The organism is Polyangium jinanense, assembly GCF_028435265.1.
GTDB classification, from domain to species: domain Bacteria; phylum Myxococcota_A; class Polyangia; order Polyangiales; family Polyangiaceae; genus Polyangium; species Polyangium jinanense.
This window is the reverse complement of record NZ_JAGTJK010000003.1, coordinates 511661-526472: the sequence shown is the minus strand read 5'-3', so window position 1 is coordinate 526472 and position 14812 is coordinate 511661. Positions and strand designations below refer to the sequence as shown.

Genomic DNA, 14812 nt, shown 5'->3' with positions numbered 1-14812 from the left:
AACATCGAGCCGTCCGGTACGATGACCCTCCCCCGCGCTGCGCCAACGCGATGTCCCAGCTCAAAGCCCTGCTCGAGAACCTCCTCCGGCCCGACGTCACCGAGATCGCCCTCGCCACAGGCCGAAATCCCTGCGTCAAGATCGGCGGCGTCTACGAGATCATCGATCGGAAAATCCTCTCGTCCGACGACATCCTGCAGATGCTCACGACGGCCGGAGGCAGCCGCCACGTCGACAACCTCGGCCCGAAGCCCGTGCAGTGGGGCTGCCGCGTCGACGGCATCGGCCCGATCGCCATCGCGGCCGTGCGCAACCCGAACGCCGTGCAAGCACGGCTGACGCGGCTCGCCCAGGATCCACGCACGGTAGCCGCCTCCGCCGTCCCCGCGCCGAAACCCACGCCACTCCAGCCCGTCCCCGCGCGCCCCGCGCCCGCGAGCCCGTCGAAGCCGGGCGCACCTCCGTCGGAGTTCTCGTGGAGCGACCTCAACGAGGATGCGCCTCCGCAGGCGCCCGCGCAGGCCACGCTCCCGACCGCGGAGAAGATCACCGCGGCGGCGCCCGTGATCACCGCGTCGCCCTCGTTCGAGCTCGATCTCGACGACGACCGCCCGCCCGCGCCCGCGCGGACGCGGAAAGACACGCCGCGTCCGCACAGCCTCGCCATCACGCTGGACGATCCGGCCGACCCCACGCTGCTCGCGGCCGCGGCGAGCGCCGCCCATTTCGCAGCGCTCGCGCTCGATGACGTCCTGCTCCGGGCGCGCGCGGACGGCGCGAGTGATGTGCACCTCGTCGCGAGCCGGCCGCCGCTCCTCCGCATCGGTGGAAAGCTCCTGCCGCGGGGCCCCGAGGTCGAGCCGCAGGCCCTCGAGCGCATGCTGGAGTCACGTATCCCCGAGCGCCTGCGCGCCCAGCTCGCGATCGAAGGCTCCTGCGATTTCGCGCTCGACGATCCACGTTTCGGCCGCTCGCGCGTCAACGTCACGCGCCAGCGCACCGGCCTCAAGGCGTCGTTCCGCCTCGTTTCGCGGGAGATCCCGACGCTCGCCGAGCTCGGTCTGCCCGACGCCATCGCGCTGGCGACGCGCCATCACCAGGGCCTCATCGTGATCACCGGGCCCACGGGGCACGGGAAAACCACGACCCTCGCGGCCATCGTCGACATCATCAACAGCGAGACCTCGCACCACATCATCACGGTCGAGGACCCGATCGAGTACGTCCACCCGCGCAAGAAGGCCATGATGAGCCAGCGCGAGGTCGGATCGCACACGCGGGACTTTCAATCGGCCCTCAAAGCATCGCTGCGCGAGGATCCGGACGTCATCGTCGTGGGCGAGCTGCGCGACACGGAGACCGTGCGCATGGCGCTCTCCGCGAGCGAGACCGGGCACCTCGTGCTCGGCACGATGAACACGCCGAGCGCGGCGAAGACCATCGATCGGCTCATCGACCTTTTCCCGCCCGGCGATCAGCAGCAGGTGCGCGTGACGCTCGCCGGCGGCCTCAGGCTCGTCGTGAGCCAGCGCCTTTTGCCGCGAAAGGACGGCCCCGGCATGATCGCCGCCGCCGAGATGCTCCCCGGATCCGTGCCCCTCTGGAACCTCATCCGCGAGAGCAAGACCTGGCAGATCCCGAGCTTGCAACAGCGCGGCAAGGGCTTCGGCATCGTGCGGCTCGACGACTCGCTCGCCGATCTCGTCCGCGCCGGCAAGGCCTCGCTCGAAGACGCGCTGCTCGTCGCCGAAGCCCCGGACGAGCTCGAAGCCGCGCTCGCGGGCAAACGCGCGTCGGCAGTTCCTCAGGCGGCGCCCGCCGAGCCGCCCAAACCCGCCGAGCCCGAGGCGAACAAGGGCCTGCTCGGGCGCGCCGGCGCGCTCTTCGGCAAGAAGGGAGGCGCGTAGTGGCCCGCATCGACCGGCTCTTCGACGAGCTGCTCGCGAAAAAGGGCAGCGACCTGCACCTCGGCGTCGGGTATCCGCCGCTCCTCCGCGCGCGCGGCGAGCTCGTGCCACTGCGCGACGCGCCGCTCGACACGGCCGAGATGGAGGAGCTTCTCTTCGAGATCACCTCGGCCGAGGAGCGCGAAAAGATCACGAACGAGCTCGACCTCGATTTCGCCTACCAGTACGAGGACAAGGCGCGCTTCCGGGCGAACTATTTCTACAAGATCACGGGGCTCGCCGCGGTCTTCCGCATCATCCCCACGAAGATCCTCACGCTCGACGATCTCGGCTGTCCGCCGGTCGTCCGCAAGCTCGCGGACAAACGCAGCGGGCTCTTGCTCGTCACGGGCCCGACGGGCAGCGGCAAGTCGACGACGCTCGCGGCGATGATCGATCACATCAACACGACGCGGCCCTGCCACATCCTGACGATCGAGGATCCGGTCGAGTTCGTGCACCCGCCGAAGACGTCGCAGGTCACGCATCGCGAGGTCGGGCCCCACGCGTCGAGCTTCGCGGCCGCGATCCGCAGCGCGGGGCGCGAGAACGCGGACGTCATCCTCATCGGCGAGCTGCGCACGAACGAGACCATGAAGCTTGCGCTGCAGCTCGCGAGCTTCGGCGTCCTCGTCTTCGGCACCGTGCACACGAACAGCGCGGCGGCGACGATCGACCGCATCATCAACGCCTTTCCCGCCGACGAGCAACCGCAGGTGCGGGGCATGCTCGCCGAGAGCCTCGTGGCGATCGTGGCGCAGCAGCTCCTCAAGACGGCGGACGGCAAGGGGCGCGTGGCCGCGCACGAGATCCTCGTGGGCTCGTCGGCGCTCGCGGCGATGATCCGCGAGGGCAAGACGTTTCAGATCCCGAACATCATGCAGGCGGGCCAGGCGCAGGGGATGCAGACGATGGATATGGCGCTCGAGCGGCTCGTGCAAAAAGGGACGATCTCGCCGGAGGTCGCGCTCGAAAAGGCGATCGACAAGGAGAGCTTCCAGAAGGTCGTCGCGCAGCGGCTCGCGGGAGGATGATGGGAATCTCACGGAGAATGGGGGCATTCGCAATCGTGGCGGGCTCGCTGCTCGCGCCGGCGGCGGCGTTCGCGCAGCAAGTCACGCCCGCGCCCGCGCCCATGCCGCCGGGGCCGTCGCAGGCCACGTACATGCGCTACCGCGGGCGGGAGGTCTACTGGGGCACGCTCGGATTCGGCCCGCGGTTCGCGACGCTCTACAACATCCCGCGCGGGAAATTCGCGATGGGCGGCGGCGCGGTGATCCGCATGCATCCGATCTCGTATCCGTCGAGGCCGGCGAGCTACATGCCGCTCGAGGTCGAGTTCGACATCGGCTACGACCGTTATCTCGGGACGAACCATTACGAGCTCAGTTATGGCGGGTCGTTCCTCCTTCACATGGCGTCGGGGAAGTGGCAGCCGTACATCCTCGCCTCTGCAGGCCGGTCGCTCGGTCAGGTGGACGCGGGGCGCGACACGCGGTGGCACCTGGGCGGTGGATTCGGCGTCGGGTATCGGACGAGGACGTTTACCGTGGGCGCCCAGGTGAAAGGCGGCGGGTACGTCGTCCCGGGCCCGCCAGGGGGCCCCCTCGGGGCCGAAGGGTTCGTCGAGGCGAAGCTCGTGGGGGTCGTTTATGTCTTCTGAGCGCCGCCGTTCCAGTTTCTGTGTTCGCCTCCTGCCGGCGGTGATCGTCGTCTCGGTCGCGGCGACGAGCCAGATGATCTCGGTGCCCGACGTGCATGCGACGGGGCCGATGGGCACGGGGATGAAGCCGCCTCCGCCGCCGCCTCCGCCTCCGCCTCCGCCTCCGCCTCCGCCTCCGCCTCCGCCTCCGCCGCCTCCGCCGCCGTGGACCACGCCGCCGCCTCCGCCTCCGCCGCCCCCGCCGCCGTGGACCATGCCGCCGCCGCCCCCGCCGCCGCCTCCGCCACCGCCTCCGCCGGTCTATACGCCGCCGGTGACGCCTACCACGCCGGCGAAGAGTGGCCCCCCGCCGATCGGCGGGTACGGGCCGAGATTCGCCATGTCCGGGCGGTTCTCGTCGCTCTGGATGGTCAACCGCAATGAATTCGGGATTGGCGGCGGGGGCGGGCTCCGCTTCTACGGAGGGTATCTCGAGCTCGAGCTCGAGTTCGGCTACAACAGCTATCTCGGCATCGATCGCAACGACATGCCGCTGCTCTTCAACACGTTCATCTTTTATCGCGAGGACAAACGCCTCCAGCCGTACCTGGTCCTCGCCTCGCTCGGCGTGTCGTTCTCCGAGGAGAACAAGAAAAAGGACATCCTCTTCCAGGGCGGGCTCGGGTTTGGCCTTGCCTACCGCCCCAAGAACTGGATCGCCTTCATGGGCGAGGCGCGCTTCAGCCTCGCCGATTCCGCGGAGCCGACCGTCGCCGGCGACGGGATTGCGGAGTTTCGGCTGTACTCGGTCGTCTATCCGTTCTGAGCGTCAGGGCTCCTTCGCGGGCGCGGGCGAAAGGAGGCGCTCGCCGCGCACCGGCGCGCTGAACGTCGGGAGCTGGAACTCGACGCGGAAGATCGGGACGACGTCGCTCCAGACGGCGCCCTGGCCCTGCGAGGAGTCGAGCGAGATCTGCGTGCGGGGCCCGGAGCGCGTGCCGGTGTCGCTGTATCGCACGGCGTACGTGAACGTCCCGGCTTCCTTGCCCGGCTGCTCGCCGAGGCCGTATCCGTTCATGCTCATTCCTTCGAGCTGGTCCGTCGAGCGATACACGGGGCGTCCGCCGCACGTCACCGAGAGATCCACGACGCTGCCCTTTTCGCCGTTGCCTTCGAGGGTCGAATCCACGTCGCAGGCGGCGCCGGCGCCGAACGGCAATCCATTCGCGCGGGTGACCTTGCCCTTCCAGCGCGCCGCGACCTGACGCGCGGGCGCGGGCGGCGGCGCAGGGGGCGCCTCCGTTCCAGGCGGTTCTCCGGGAGGGGCGGGCGCGGTGACGACCGCGGGGGGCGGGGCGATACGCTCGTGTGGGCGCGGCGGCGGCGCCTTGTAGACTATGGCGAGGAAGGCGCCGCCGAGGGCGAAGAGCGTGAACGTGCCGCCGATGAGGAACGGCAACACGCGGGCGCGCTTGTTCGGCGGCGGCGCTCCCCGGAGCGAGGCGAGCTCGCTCCGCAGGGCTTGCAGATCCTGCTCGGCCTCGCGCATGCGGCCTTCGATCTGCTCGATGCGCGCGCGTTTCTCCTCGGCCGTCTGCTGGGACCTGCGGGCTTCGTCCAGGTCCTGCTCGAGGCCCTGGATCCGCCCGCGGAGGGCATCTCTTTCATCACGATAGGTCATGCCTGCGCTCCTCGGAGGACGAGATTGTACGCTTTGCAGCGCGGCTCGTCACCCCGAGGAGCACGAGGGCGGCGATGCTCAGGGGCACCGGCCGGCTTCGTAATAATTCGGGCCGGTCTTGCGGATCCAGGTGGGCAGCACGTTGTTGAGGCCGAGGTTCTGGTTCGAGCCGACGGCGCACGCATAACTGTTGAATGCGCCGCACACGACCGCGCGCCCCTTCTGCACGTGGTAATAGTTTCCCTCGTAAAACTCCTCGCAGACCGGGGCGGGGTCGCCGCCGCTGCCGCCGCTGCCGCCGGTCCCGCCCGTTCCGCCGGTCCCGCCCGTGCCCCCAGCGCCGCCCGTGCCGCCCGTGCCACCGGTCCCGCCGGTCCCGCCCGTGCCGCCCGTGCCGCCGGTCCCGCCACCCGGCACGCCCTGGTCGAGGCCGAAGAATTGGCCAATACGATACGTCGAGCAGAGATTGACGTCGAGAATGTACGCGCCCGCGGTCCCGCAGCCGCCCGCCGCGGCGAATCCGGGGTCGACCGGGGTCCCGTGGCCCATGTTCGGGATCGACCAAGATTCGACGACCGTCTCCCCGTTCGCGTCGCGGTATTCCTTCCGCGACGCGCCGTCGACCGTCCACGTCGCGTCGGCCGTCGCGTCGACGCCGTGCACGTTCGTCCATTGCTCGACGAGCTCGGTCGCGTTGAGCGGCTTCACGACGATGTCGCTCGTGCCGTGCCAGATCGAGACCTTCGGCCGCGGACCGACGTAACCCGGCACCGCGTTTCGCACGGCGTCGCCGTGGACCGTCGCCGTGCGATCGAAGCCGCCCATGCATTTCGTGAGATCCGCCGAGCCCGCGGCACAGCGGTACGGAATGCCGCCAACGATCGCGCCGCCCGAGAACACGTCCGGGTACGTCGCGATCATGACCGCCGTCATGGCCCCGCCCGCCGAGAGGCCCGTCGCGAAGACGCGCTCGTCGTCGATCGAGACCTGGCCTTTCATCCAGTCGACCATCTGCTTGATCGAGAGCGCCTCGCCCTGACCACGCTGAATGTCGCCGAGCTCGTACCAGTTGAAACAACGCGTGCTGCTGTTTGCCGTTTGCTGCTCGGGGTAGATCACGTGGAACTTCCACGTGTCCGCGAGGCTGTTCCAGCCTGCCTTGACGTAATCGAGCGCCGATTGTGTACAGCCATGCATCACGACGACGAGCGGCGCGTCCGCGCCCACGCCCGCCGGGGAATACGTGTACATCTTCAGGTTGCCCGGGTTCGTGCCGAAGCTGGTCACGGTCGTGAGGCCCGAGGCGTCGGTCGCAATGGGACCGTCGAGCGTTTCGCCGTCGTCCGAGGGGGTGCCGAGGCAACCGGCGCCGAGGGTGACGAGGGCGAGGGCGAAAAGAGCAGAGCGGGTCATCGAGCGCGGCATGGGTCGTTCTCCTTGGTTTCCGGGGCGGTCGGAGACGACCCATGAGCAGGCGGCATGCCACGACGCAGCGCCGCGGTCTTCGCGAAAATTCGCGGGAAATGGCCCGGGGGGGCGTCACGCGCGTCGCACCCGGTCCCGGCAGAGGGGGGCGTCACGCGTGACGCAGGCAGGTCGAGGTCAAAGGGCGCGGGCGCTGGCCGGACTCGAAGGCGCGCTCGTGCCGCGAGAGTTCGCCGCAGCCACCACGTAAAAATACTGGGTACGTGAGACCACGTTCGTATCGACCCAGCTCGTGGCGGAGACGTTCGCCAAGACGTTGTACGGGCCACCGTTGACCAGGCTGCGCCGAACCTCATAGCGGCTCGCGCCATTCGAGGCGACCCAGGACAACGTGATGCGACCCAGGGTCGCGGCGGCGGCGAGCGAGGTCGGCGGCGTGGCGTCCGGAATGGGAAAGGTCCGCGTCACGGGGGTGAGCCAGAGGAGCGGGTCGCGCGCCTCGCGCTTCTGCTCGACGTGAATGAAGGCGCCGCTGGCGGCCGTCGCGGCGGTGCTGCACACCTGGTTGATCACGACGCCGTTCAAGAATCGCCCCTCGACGTTGTCGGTGGCGTTCAGCCCGCAGGTGCCGCTGCCGGGCAGCGTGACGTTCCACGTCGGATTCGTGGCCTTGGCCTGGGCCTCGAGCGTACGCACGAGAGCGTTCGCCGCGGGCGCGCTCGCGAGGCCTGGCGAGATGTACGCCGTGACGCCCGGGCACGTGTCGGTCCCCATGCCGTGCCACTGCACCTGGTGATGCGAGCGAGAGCCGTAAAACGCGGAGATCTCGCGCGACGCCGCGTAGAACAGGCCCGCCGTGTCGTGCGCGCAATCCGCCTTCTGGTAGTCGGCATCGCAAGCACGCGTCGCATTTGCATTGCGATGCGCGCCGCAGAGGAGGAAGCTCCGCGAATCCGTTCGCTTGAAGATCTCGATGGCCTCGATGTCGGTATCGAGATCCGCGAGCGGGTGCGGCGCCTGGTGCGAGACCTCGCGCGAGGCGGTGGGGTCGACGATGAACGTGCCCCAGCCTCGATCCACGACGCCGTCGCCGTTCGCGTCGGTGTCCTCCAAGAGCACGCAATACGTCTTGCCGTTCTCGACGTCCCTGAACGTCCGGAGATCCATGACCGGGGCGATGCTCGCCCCGAGAGCAAAATCGCAATGTCCGTTCAGCATGCGCGACACGGCCGTGCGGAGATCGGCGAGGGCCGTGGCGGACGGCGCGATGTACCCCTCGGACCCCGATCTCGGCATCGTGTCGCGGATACACGTGGCGAGCTCGCGCAACGTCTCGGCCGGGCGGCACCCGATTTCGACCGTCGCGATCGCGGACGTGGCGACCCCGATGGCATGCGCATGGGCCGATTCGTCCGTCCGGACGAACCAATCCTCATACCCACACGAAGCCAGGAACATGGTCACGACGCATGCACCCGTCCCCTTGCGAATGGAACGCATACATCCCTCCCCTCGAACACACCATCTGCCACATCGTCGCAGGATGTGCTCGCCGCACGGAGATTCGCGCCTGTCGGGAGACCCGTTTCGCTGCGGAACGGATACGTTTTACAGGACGAACAAGTTCAAGGCGTGCAGTACGGACCCTGGCCGCCCACGATGAGGCACATCCCCGAGACCACGACGGAGCAGCCTCCCGCGCACGACGGTTTGCAGTCGGCCGAAAGGAACGCTTCGACCGCCGCGGCGAAGCTCTGCGCCTCGGCGCTGCCGCCGGCCTTCACGAACGAATGGCAGCCGCATTCGTCCGTGACCTTCTCCGCGCACTGCCCCGAGGCGCCGAGGACACACGACTTCGCCGCGATCCGCGCGGCGTCGAGGTCGGCCAGCAGATCCGCGCAATCGGCGCCGCCGCCGCCGCTGCCGCCCGCGCCGCCCGTCCCCGGGCCGGCGTCCGTCGACGCAGGCGCGCCGACCTCCCAGTCGTATACGCAGCTCGCCACGAACGCAGAAATCGTGGCGCAAAGGACGATCACGCAGCGCGTTATACCAGGGACGGGGGACACGAACGGGCAGGCTACCAAGAGAGGCCCGCCGCCGCCAAGCGTTGCCACGGCAAACGTTTATCCGGGACGCTCTGCGCACCGGGTCTTGTGGTAGGCTCGGGCCCTCATGCGACGCGAGCGCTCGCACGGCCGGATGACCTTTGCCCTCGCCGCAGCCGCGCTCATGCTCCTCTGCGTGACCACGAGCGGAGCGGCCGAGCCCGACGCCGCGACCGAGGCGAAGGCGGCCTACGATCGCGGCGCGGCCGCCTACGAGCGCGGCGACATGGCGACGGCCGCGCGGGAGCTTGCCCGCGCCGACGCGCTCCTGCCGAACCCCGTGGCGCTCGCGTCGGCGCTGCGGGCCGCGATCGAAGGCGACGAGCCGGTGCTCGGAATGGAGCTCGCGGCGCGCGCGTCCGCGCGGAGCGAGGATGCAACGCTCGTCGAGCTCGCGCGCACGGCACGCGCGCGCTTCGGGGCACGCGTGGGAAAACTCCGCGTGATTTGTCCGGGGGCATGTCGTGTGTCCGTCGACGGCGCGCCTTTCGAGGCGAACGAGGAACGCTACGTGCGCGCGGGTCCGCGTGTGGTGACGATCGAGCAAGGCGCCGCGCGTGAGGAGATTGCGGCGGAGGTCTCCGCCGGCGCATCTCTCACGGTCACGCCGAAACGTCCGCCCGATACGCAGAAACCCGCGGATGGATCACGTCGACGTTCGCCCGTGTGGTTCTTCGTGGGCCTCGGCGCGACGGTGGCGTCCGGCGCGGCGCTCACCGTGTCGGGCCTGCAAACCAAGGGCTTGCACGACGACTTCGTGGCGCGCGGGTGTCCCGGCCCCGCGGCCCCGAGCGATTGCCGTGGGATCGCGAGCGACGGGGAAGGCGCGCAGGTCCGGACGAACGTGTTCGTCGGTCTGACGGCCGTCTTCGGCCTCGCGACCATCCCCCTCGGCCTCTTCTCGTTCGGCGGCGGTGACGAGCCGGCGTCCGCTCGTTTGTCCTTTGAAACCCAGCCCGGCGGCGGCGTCGCCAAGGTCTCCGTATCCCTGCCGTGAGCGCCCCTCGTTACGAGCCGCTCGTGAAGATTGCCTCCGGCGGCATGGCGACGGTGTACGTCGGCGTGCTGCGCGGGCCGCTCGGCTTTCAGCAGCTCGTGGCGATCAAGCGGCCGCACGAGCACCTGCTCGAAGACCCCGGCTTCCGCGAGGCGCTCGTCCGCGAGGCGCAGATCGCCGCGCGGATCCACCACGCGAACGTGGTCGACGTGCGGGACGTCGAGCTCACGGGCGCGTCGATGAAGCTCGTCATGGACTACGTCGAGGGCGCGTCGCTCGGTCAGCTCATGGCGGCCGCGGGGCGCGCCGGCCAAAGGCTCGCGCCGGGCGTGGTCGTGCGTATCGCGCTCGACGCGTGCGCGGGGCTCGCGGCGGCGCACGCGCTCGCGGATGACGAGGGCAGGCCACTCGGGCTCGTGCATCGCGACGTGTCGCCGCAGAACATTCTGGTTGGCCTCGACGGGGTCTCGAAGATCACGGATTTCGGCGTGGCGAAAGCGGAGGACGATTCCCGCGCGCCGACGACGGTGGGCACGCTCAAGGGAAAGGTCGGGTACATGGCGCCCGAATACATCCGGGGCGAGCGTCCGGACGCACGGGTCGACGTGTTCGCGATGGGCGTGGTGCTCTGGGAGGCGCTCGTGGGCAAGCGCCTGTTCAAAGGCCAAAACGAGGGTCAGGCGCTCGATCGCGCGCTCAAGGAGGAGGCGCCGCTCATCAGCGTGGTGTTGCCGGAGATGGGGGATGCGCTCGACGCGGTGGTGCGGCGGGCGCTCGAAAAGGATCCGGCGGTGCGATTTCAGAGCGCGGACGAGTTTGCCGCGGCGCTCGAAGAGGCGGCAAGGCGCGCGGGGTATTTCGCAAGCGCGGCGGAGGTGTCGCGGGTCGTGCGGGAGACCGTCGGCGACACGCTGGCCGAGCGGCGAAAGGAGGTGCGCGCGAGGCTTTCGGAGCTCGGTTTGCCTTCGGTGCGCGCGCCGTCGGCGTCGATGTTGGAGGTCGCGACGCCGCGGAACGAGGTGGCCGTCGCGGAGACGACGACCCACAAGATGCTGGCGCGGGAAATCGCGGCGATGCCTGCGAACGAGCCGCGGCGCGGGATCGTTTTGGGGGTGGCGGGGGCGGTGTTGATGGTGGCCGTGGGCGGAGGCGTTTTCCTGTTTGGAAGAAAGAACCACGAAGAAACGGGGACCGCGAGCGCGACCGCTTCCGTGACCGCGAGCGCGACCGCTTCCGCCTCCGCTTCCGTGACCGCTTCCGCTTCCGCTTCCGCTCCCGCTCCCGCTTCCGCTCCCGCTCCCGCTTCCGCTCCCGCTCCCGCTTCCGCTTTCGCTCCCGCCTCTGCGCCGAGCCCCGCGCGCCCGAAATCCACGGCGACCGCCACCGGCAAGACCAAAAGCCGCCTGCCGCCGAACCCCTACGCAAAGTGAGAGCCGCATGAGCGATTTCGACGATTTCGAGCAAGGCTCCACGACGCGTGTCCCGGCGCCGGTGACGGGGCTCAGACTTCCGTCGGTCGACCTCGTCGTCGTCGAGGGCAAGGACCGGGGCAAACGGGTCACCGTACAGGCCTCACTCTCGCGCATCGGAACGGCGGGCAACTGCGACCTCGTGCTCACGGATCCCACGGTGTCGCGCATGCATTGCGAGCTCCGCGTCCGCGCGGGGACGATGACCGTGAAGGATCACGGCAGCACGAATGGTACGTACGTGGGCGGGGCGCGGATCCGCGACGCGGACGTGCCCGCGGGCACGGTGCTGCGCGTGGGGGCGACGTCGATCCGGGTGGACGTGGGGGACGCGCCTTCGTTCGTCGAGGTCTCGCCGCGAACCTCGTTCGGCGAGCTCGTGGGCGCGAGCCTGCCGATGCGGCAGCTTTATGCAGTGCTCGAGCGGGTCGCGCCGATGGATACGACGCTACTCGTGACGGGCGAGACCGGAACGGGCAAGGACGTGGTCGCGCGATCGGTGCACGCGATGTCGCGGCGGAATGCGGGGTCGTATGTGCCGATCGATTGCGGCGCCATTCCGGAGGCGCTCTTCGAAAGCGAGCTCTTCGGGCACATGCGCGGCGCGTTCAGCGGCGCGACCTCGGATCGGCGCGGCGTGTTCGAGGAGGCCGACGGAGGGACGTTGTTCCTCGACGAGATCGGCGAGATGCCGCTGGCGCTCCAGGCGAAGCTGCTCCGGGCGATCGAGACCCGCACGGTGAGGCGTGTCGGGGGCAATACGGCGAAACGCGTCGACGTGCGGATCGTGGCCGCGACGAACCGGGATCTTGCGCGACGCGTGAACGAGGGGACGTTCCGCGAGGATCTTTATTATCGGCTGGCCGTCGTCGAGGTCTCCCTGCCCTCCTTGCGCGAGCGCCCGGAGGACGTGCCACTCCTGGCGCAGCATTTCTACGACAAACTCTCCCCCGGCGCGGGTCCCTTGCCGCAGGATTTCTTGCGCCTGCTCGCCTCGCGGAGTTTTCCGGGCAACGTGCGCGAGCTCCGGAACTTCATCGAGCGAAGCGTCTCGCTCGGGTTCGTCTCGCCACACGGGCCGCCCTCGGCGCCTTCGCCCTCGGTGGAGCGGCCGCACGCCGAGCTCGATGACCTCGTGCCGCTGCACCTGCCGCTGAAAGACGCGCGGCAGGCGTGGACCGAGCGGTTCGAGGAGGTGTATCTGCGGGCGATGCTGAAAAAGACGGGCGGGAACGTGACGCGGGCGGCGGAGCTCGCGGGCGTGAGCCGGAGGTTTTTGCAACGGCTCGCGGCGCGGCTCGGGATCCGGGCGAGTGACGAGGGGGCGTGATGGAGGAGGCGCAGAGAATCAGGAGGGGCGCCGGCATTGCCGCAGCGGTTTTGCTGATTCCTGCCTTTGGGGCCGGCGTTTGGGTCAGCCGTACGATGCTGGAGCGGAGGGAGCGGAGCGCGCCGACGACGAAGACCGAGACGAAGCGGAAGACCGGGCTGGAGCGCGCCGCGGAGGAAGCGGATCGGCAAGATCTGGCTGCGTGCCGAGAGAAAGTGGCGGCTCGTTCGGGGGCGCGTGGAACCTCATCGGCCCCTGCGGCGCCTCCGGGGGATACGCCAGAAGACGCGGGCGAGCGAATCGCCACGGCCTTGGAGCTCGAAGCCGAGCTCGCGCAGTGCAGAAAGAGCGAGGTCGTGGTGAGCGCGGAGGTCTGCGTCGCGGCCGCTCGTCAGTACCGCGCGCTCCTGTCCTTGCCGCAGAATGGAAGGTGGTGCGGGCCCAAGTCGAGGGCCGCGGATCTCATCGAGGAGAACTTCGAGCATTGTGCCACCTTGGCAGACGTCCCAGAGGACTTTCGATCGAATGACCTCACGAAGGAGCAGTCGAGCCTCGTCTCCGAGGCGATCCGGATTCACAAGACCCTTCCGGAAGACGAGGTGCTCCGCCGCCTGAAAGAGTTCGTCTGGACGTGCACCGAGACGCCGAAGAGCACGACGGAGCCCGAGGCTCCGAGGCCTTTATGAGGTTGGCATGAATGAACGCCCCAAGAGCGCGGGCCTTCGGGTGCCTCTCCTCGCGGCGGCGAGCGTCTTGACTCTCGCCTTTGGTGGCGGCGTGCTTTTCGGCTGGGCGACGCGGGAGCGCAAGCCGAAGGCCCCGGAGACGAGCGCGGCTTCCGCGCCGGATCCGCAGGAGGTGAAGAGAGAGCTCAAGGCGTGTCGGCGCGAATGGGCGGAGCTCTCGAGGCCTCGCGTGATCCCGACCGTCGTTCCTACGGCGGGAGAAGCGAACGACGCGGGGGCGGAGAGCCCCGCCAAGGTCGAGGCGCTGGAAAAGGAGGTCCAGGAATGCAGGGTCCGCGCGACTTTGGTCAATGCCCATGTCTGCGGCACCATGATGGACCATATCACCATGCTGAGCGTCTTCATGAATCACTCGGGATGCGTGGAGACGGGCGGGGTCGATGAGTACATGGTGAATAGTTTCGACAAGTGCGCCGAGTTCGAAGACTTCCCGGGGCATTTGGATGAGGACGAGATCAACAAAGGAGAAAGGATTAGACTCGCGGAGTCCGAGAGCAATCGGCGCCTGATGAGCAGAGAAAAAATGGAACGGTGGAGGGATAGTGTTGTCAGTGAATGCCGCAAGCGAAATGTGTTGCCCAGCGAATAGACGAATTGGTCATAACGTCATTTCCCAGGGCGTCTGGGTGGGTGGGGCGGCTTCGGCGGGCGAACGGACCAGATCGAAGCGAGGCGAGGCGTCATGCGCTCCATGGAAGCGGTCATCCCTCCCATCGTTCATTTCGTCGAGCAAGAAGGTCAAGGCACCCCAGAGCCGCCATCGGAAGGGCGTGGGGGCGCTGGCCAGCTCGATGGGCGAGCGAAACTCGAAGCCAATCGCCACCTTGTAGCCCCATATCGCGAGGTCGCTGACCCGAAACGCGAGGGAGGGGACGAGCATGACGGCCGCGTTGCTACCGCCGATCGTCATCCCCAGGTTCGCTTGCGTGTGCCTACCGTGGAGAGGATAGACCCGTACCCCTCCGAGATACGCGAACGACAGGGGAATATCCGGCGATTGCGGCACGATCGCCGCGGACACTGCTCCCGTGAGCTGGATCAACGGCAGCGGCGTCTCCCAGAGGTTGATGTGGCCGGCCGTGGCGGGCGCCCCGGTGATCGTCCCCCGGACGGGATCGCCCGCCTTCTGCGAGCCCTGTCCTTGGGCGGCCATTTGCAGGACCCACCCACCTCGACGGTTGTTGAATAGCGGGATTCCAACCATGACGCTCGCTTGGCCGACCCCTGGGGGCAGTACAGCCCTCCCGCCGCCGCAGGTCGAATACCGTATCTCCCTGTACGAGAACCGCGCCGTAGCGAGGACTGGAATCCCCGCCACGCGCTTGCTCACCTGGACCTGACCCCCGCCCCAGAACCCGTTGTATGGCTTCACGGGTGCCGCGCAGGGATCCTCCTGGGCGACGACAGCCGAGGTACCGGTAAGGCCGGCGATGACGGTGAAGGTCGCAAAGGTACGGGCGCGGTAGACCAC

The 14812-nt window shown here is 68.8% G+C and carries 14 protein-coding genes; 9 read left to right on the top strand and 5 right to left on the bottom strand.

Annotated features, from left to right (window positions below; genetic code table 11):
- Positions 1-50: 50 nt before the first annotated feature.
- From KEG38_RS10755 to KEG38_RS10740, 4 genes are read left to right on the top strand one after another with little or no spacing between them, the layout of a single operon-like run.
- Positions 51-1907 (top strand): type IV pilus twitching motility protein PilT, encoded by a 1857-nt coding sequence (locus KEG38_RS10755; protein ID WP_272419178.1) that lies wholly within the window; start codon positions 51-53, stop codon positions 1905-1907.
- Positions 1907-2980, top strand: coding sequence for a type IV pilus twitching motility protein PilT (locus tag KEG38_RS10750; protein WP_272419176.1), 1074 nt, complete (start codon positions 1907-1909; stop codon positions 2978-2980). Before KEG38_RS10755 ends, KEG38_RS10750 begins: the two co-directional genes overlap by 1 nt.
- 17 nt (positions 2981-2997) lie before the next feature.
- The gene (locus KEG38_RS10745) at positions 2998-3609 is read left to right on the top strand and encodes a hypothetical protein (RefSeq protein ID WP_272419174.1); all 612 of its coding nucleotides are present in this window, start codon (positions 2998-3000) and stop codon (positions 3607-3609) included.
- 40 nt (positions 3610-3649) lie between these two features.
- A complete protein-coding gene (locus KEG38_RS10740) occupies positions 3650-4414 on the top strand; it encodes a hypothetical protein (RefSeq protein ID WP_272419172.1) in 765 nt (254 codons plus the stop codon).
- A 3-nt stretch (positions 4415-4417) separates the two neighbouring features.
- On the opposite strand, the gene KEG38_RS10735 is transcribed toward KEG38_RS10740, so the two are convergent.
- The 4 genes from KEG38_RS10735 to KEG38_RS10720 form a co-directional block, all read right to left on the bottom strand.
- Complete coding sequence (locus KEG38_RS10735; protein ID WP_272419170.1) at positions 4418-5269, bottom strand: hypothetical protein; 852 nt, start codon at positions 5267-5269, stop codon at positions 4418-4420.
- Between the two features lie 78 nt (positions 5270-5347).
- Positions 5348-6694, bottom strand: a complete 1347-nt coding sequence (locus KEG38_RS10730; protein WP_272419168.1) for an extracellular catalytic domain type 1 short-chain-length polyhydroxyalkanoate depolymerase — start codon at positions 6692-6694, stop codon at positions 5348-5350.
- Between the two features lie 177 nt (positions 6695-6871).
- Complete coding sequence (locus tag KEG38_RS10725) at positions 6872-8194, bottom strand: fibronectin type III domain-containing protein (protein WP_272419166.1); 1323 nt, start codon at positions 8192-8194, stop codon at positions 6872-6874.
- Between the two features lie 125 nt (positions 8195-8319).
- On the bottom strand, positions 8320-8730 hold the full coding sequence (locus tag KEG38_RS10720) for a hypothetical protein (RefSeq protein ID WP_272419164.1): 411 nt from the start codon (positions 8728-8730) through the stop codon (positions 8320-8322).
- Positions 8731-8866: 136 nt separating this feature from the next.
- Here KEG38_RS10720 and KEG38_RS10715 point away from each other — a divergent pair, with 136 nt between their 5' ends.
- The 5 genes from KEG38_RS10715 (at position 8867) to KEG38_RS10695 (ending at position 13930) form a co-directional block, all read left to right on the top strand.
- A complete protein-coding gene (locus tag KEG38_RS10715) occupies positions 8867-9796 on the top strand; it encodes a hypothetical protein (RefSeq protein ID WP_272419162.1) in 930 nt (309 codons plus the stop codon).
- Positions 9793-11226 (top strand): serine/threonine-protein kinase, encoded by a 1434-nt coding sequence (locus KEG38_RS10710; protein ID WP_272419161.1) that lies wholly within the window; start codon positions 9793-9795, stop codon positions 11224-11226. Before KEG38_RS10715 ends, KEG38_RS10710 begins: the two co-directional genes overlap by 4 nt.
- A gap of 7 nt (positions 11227-11233) precedes the next feature.
- Positions 11234-12595 carry a sigma 54-interacting transcriptional regulator gene (locus KEG38_RS10705; protein WP_272419160.1) on the top strand — a complete coding sequence of 454 codons (1362 nt, stop codon included), beginning with the start codon at positions 11234-11236 and terminating at the stop codon, positions 12593-12595.
- A gap of 95 nt (positions 12596-12690) precedes the next feature.
- Positions 12691-13281: a hypothetical protein gene (locus KEG38_RS10700; protein ID WP_272419159.1), complete on the top strand. Its 591-nt coding sequence runs from the start codon at positions 12691-12693 to the stop codon at positions 13279-13281.
- A 7-nt stretch (positions 13282-13288) separates the two neighbouring features.
- A complete protein-coding gene (locus KEG38_RS10695; RefSeq protein WP_272419158.1) occupies positions 13289-13930 on the top strand; it encodes a hypothetical protein in 642 nt (213 codons plus the stop codon).
- Positions 13931-13939: 9 nt separating this feature from the next.
- Here KEG38_RS10695 and KEG38_RS10690 read toward each other — a convergent pair whose 3' ends face one another.
- Entirely contained in the window at positions 13940-14812 is an 873-nt protein-coding gene (locus tag KEG38_RS10690) for a hypothetical protein (RefSeq protein WP_272419156.1), read from the bottom strand.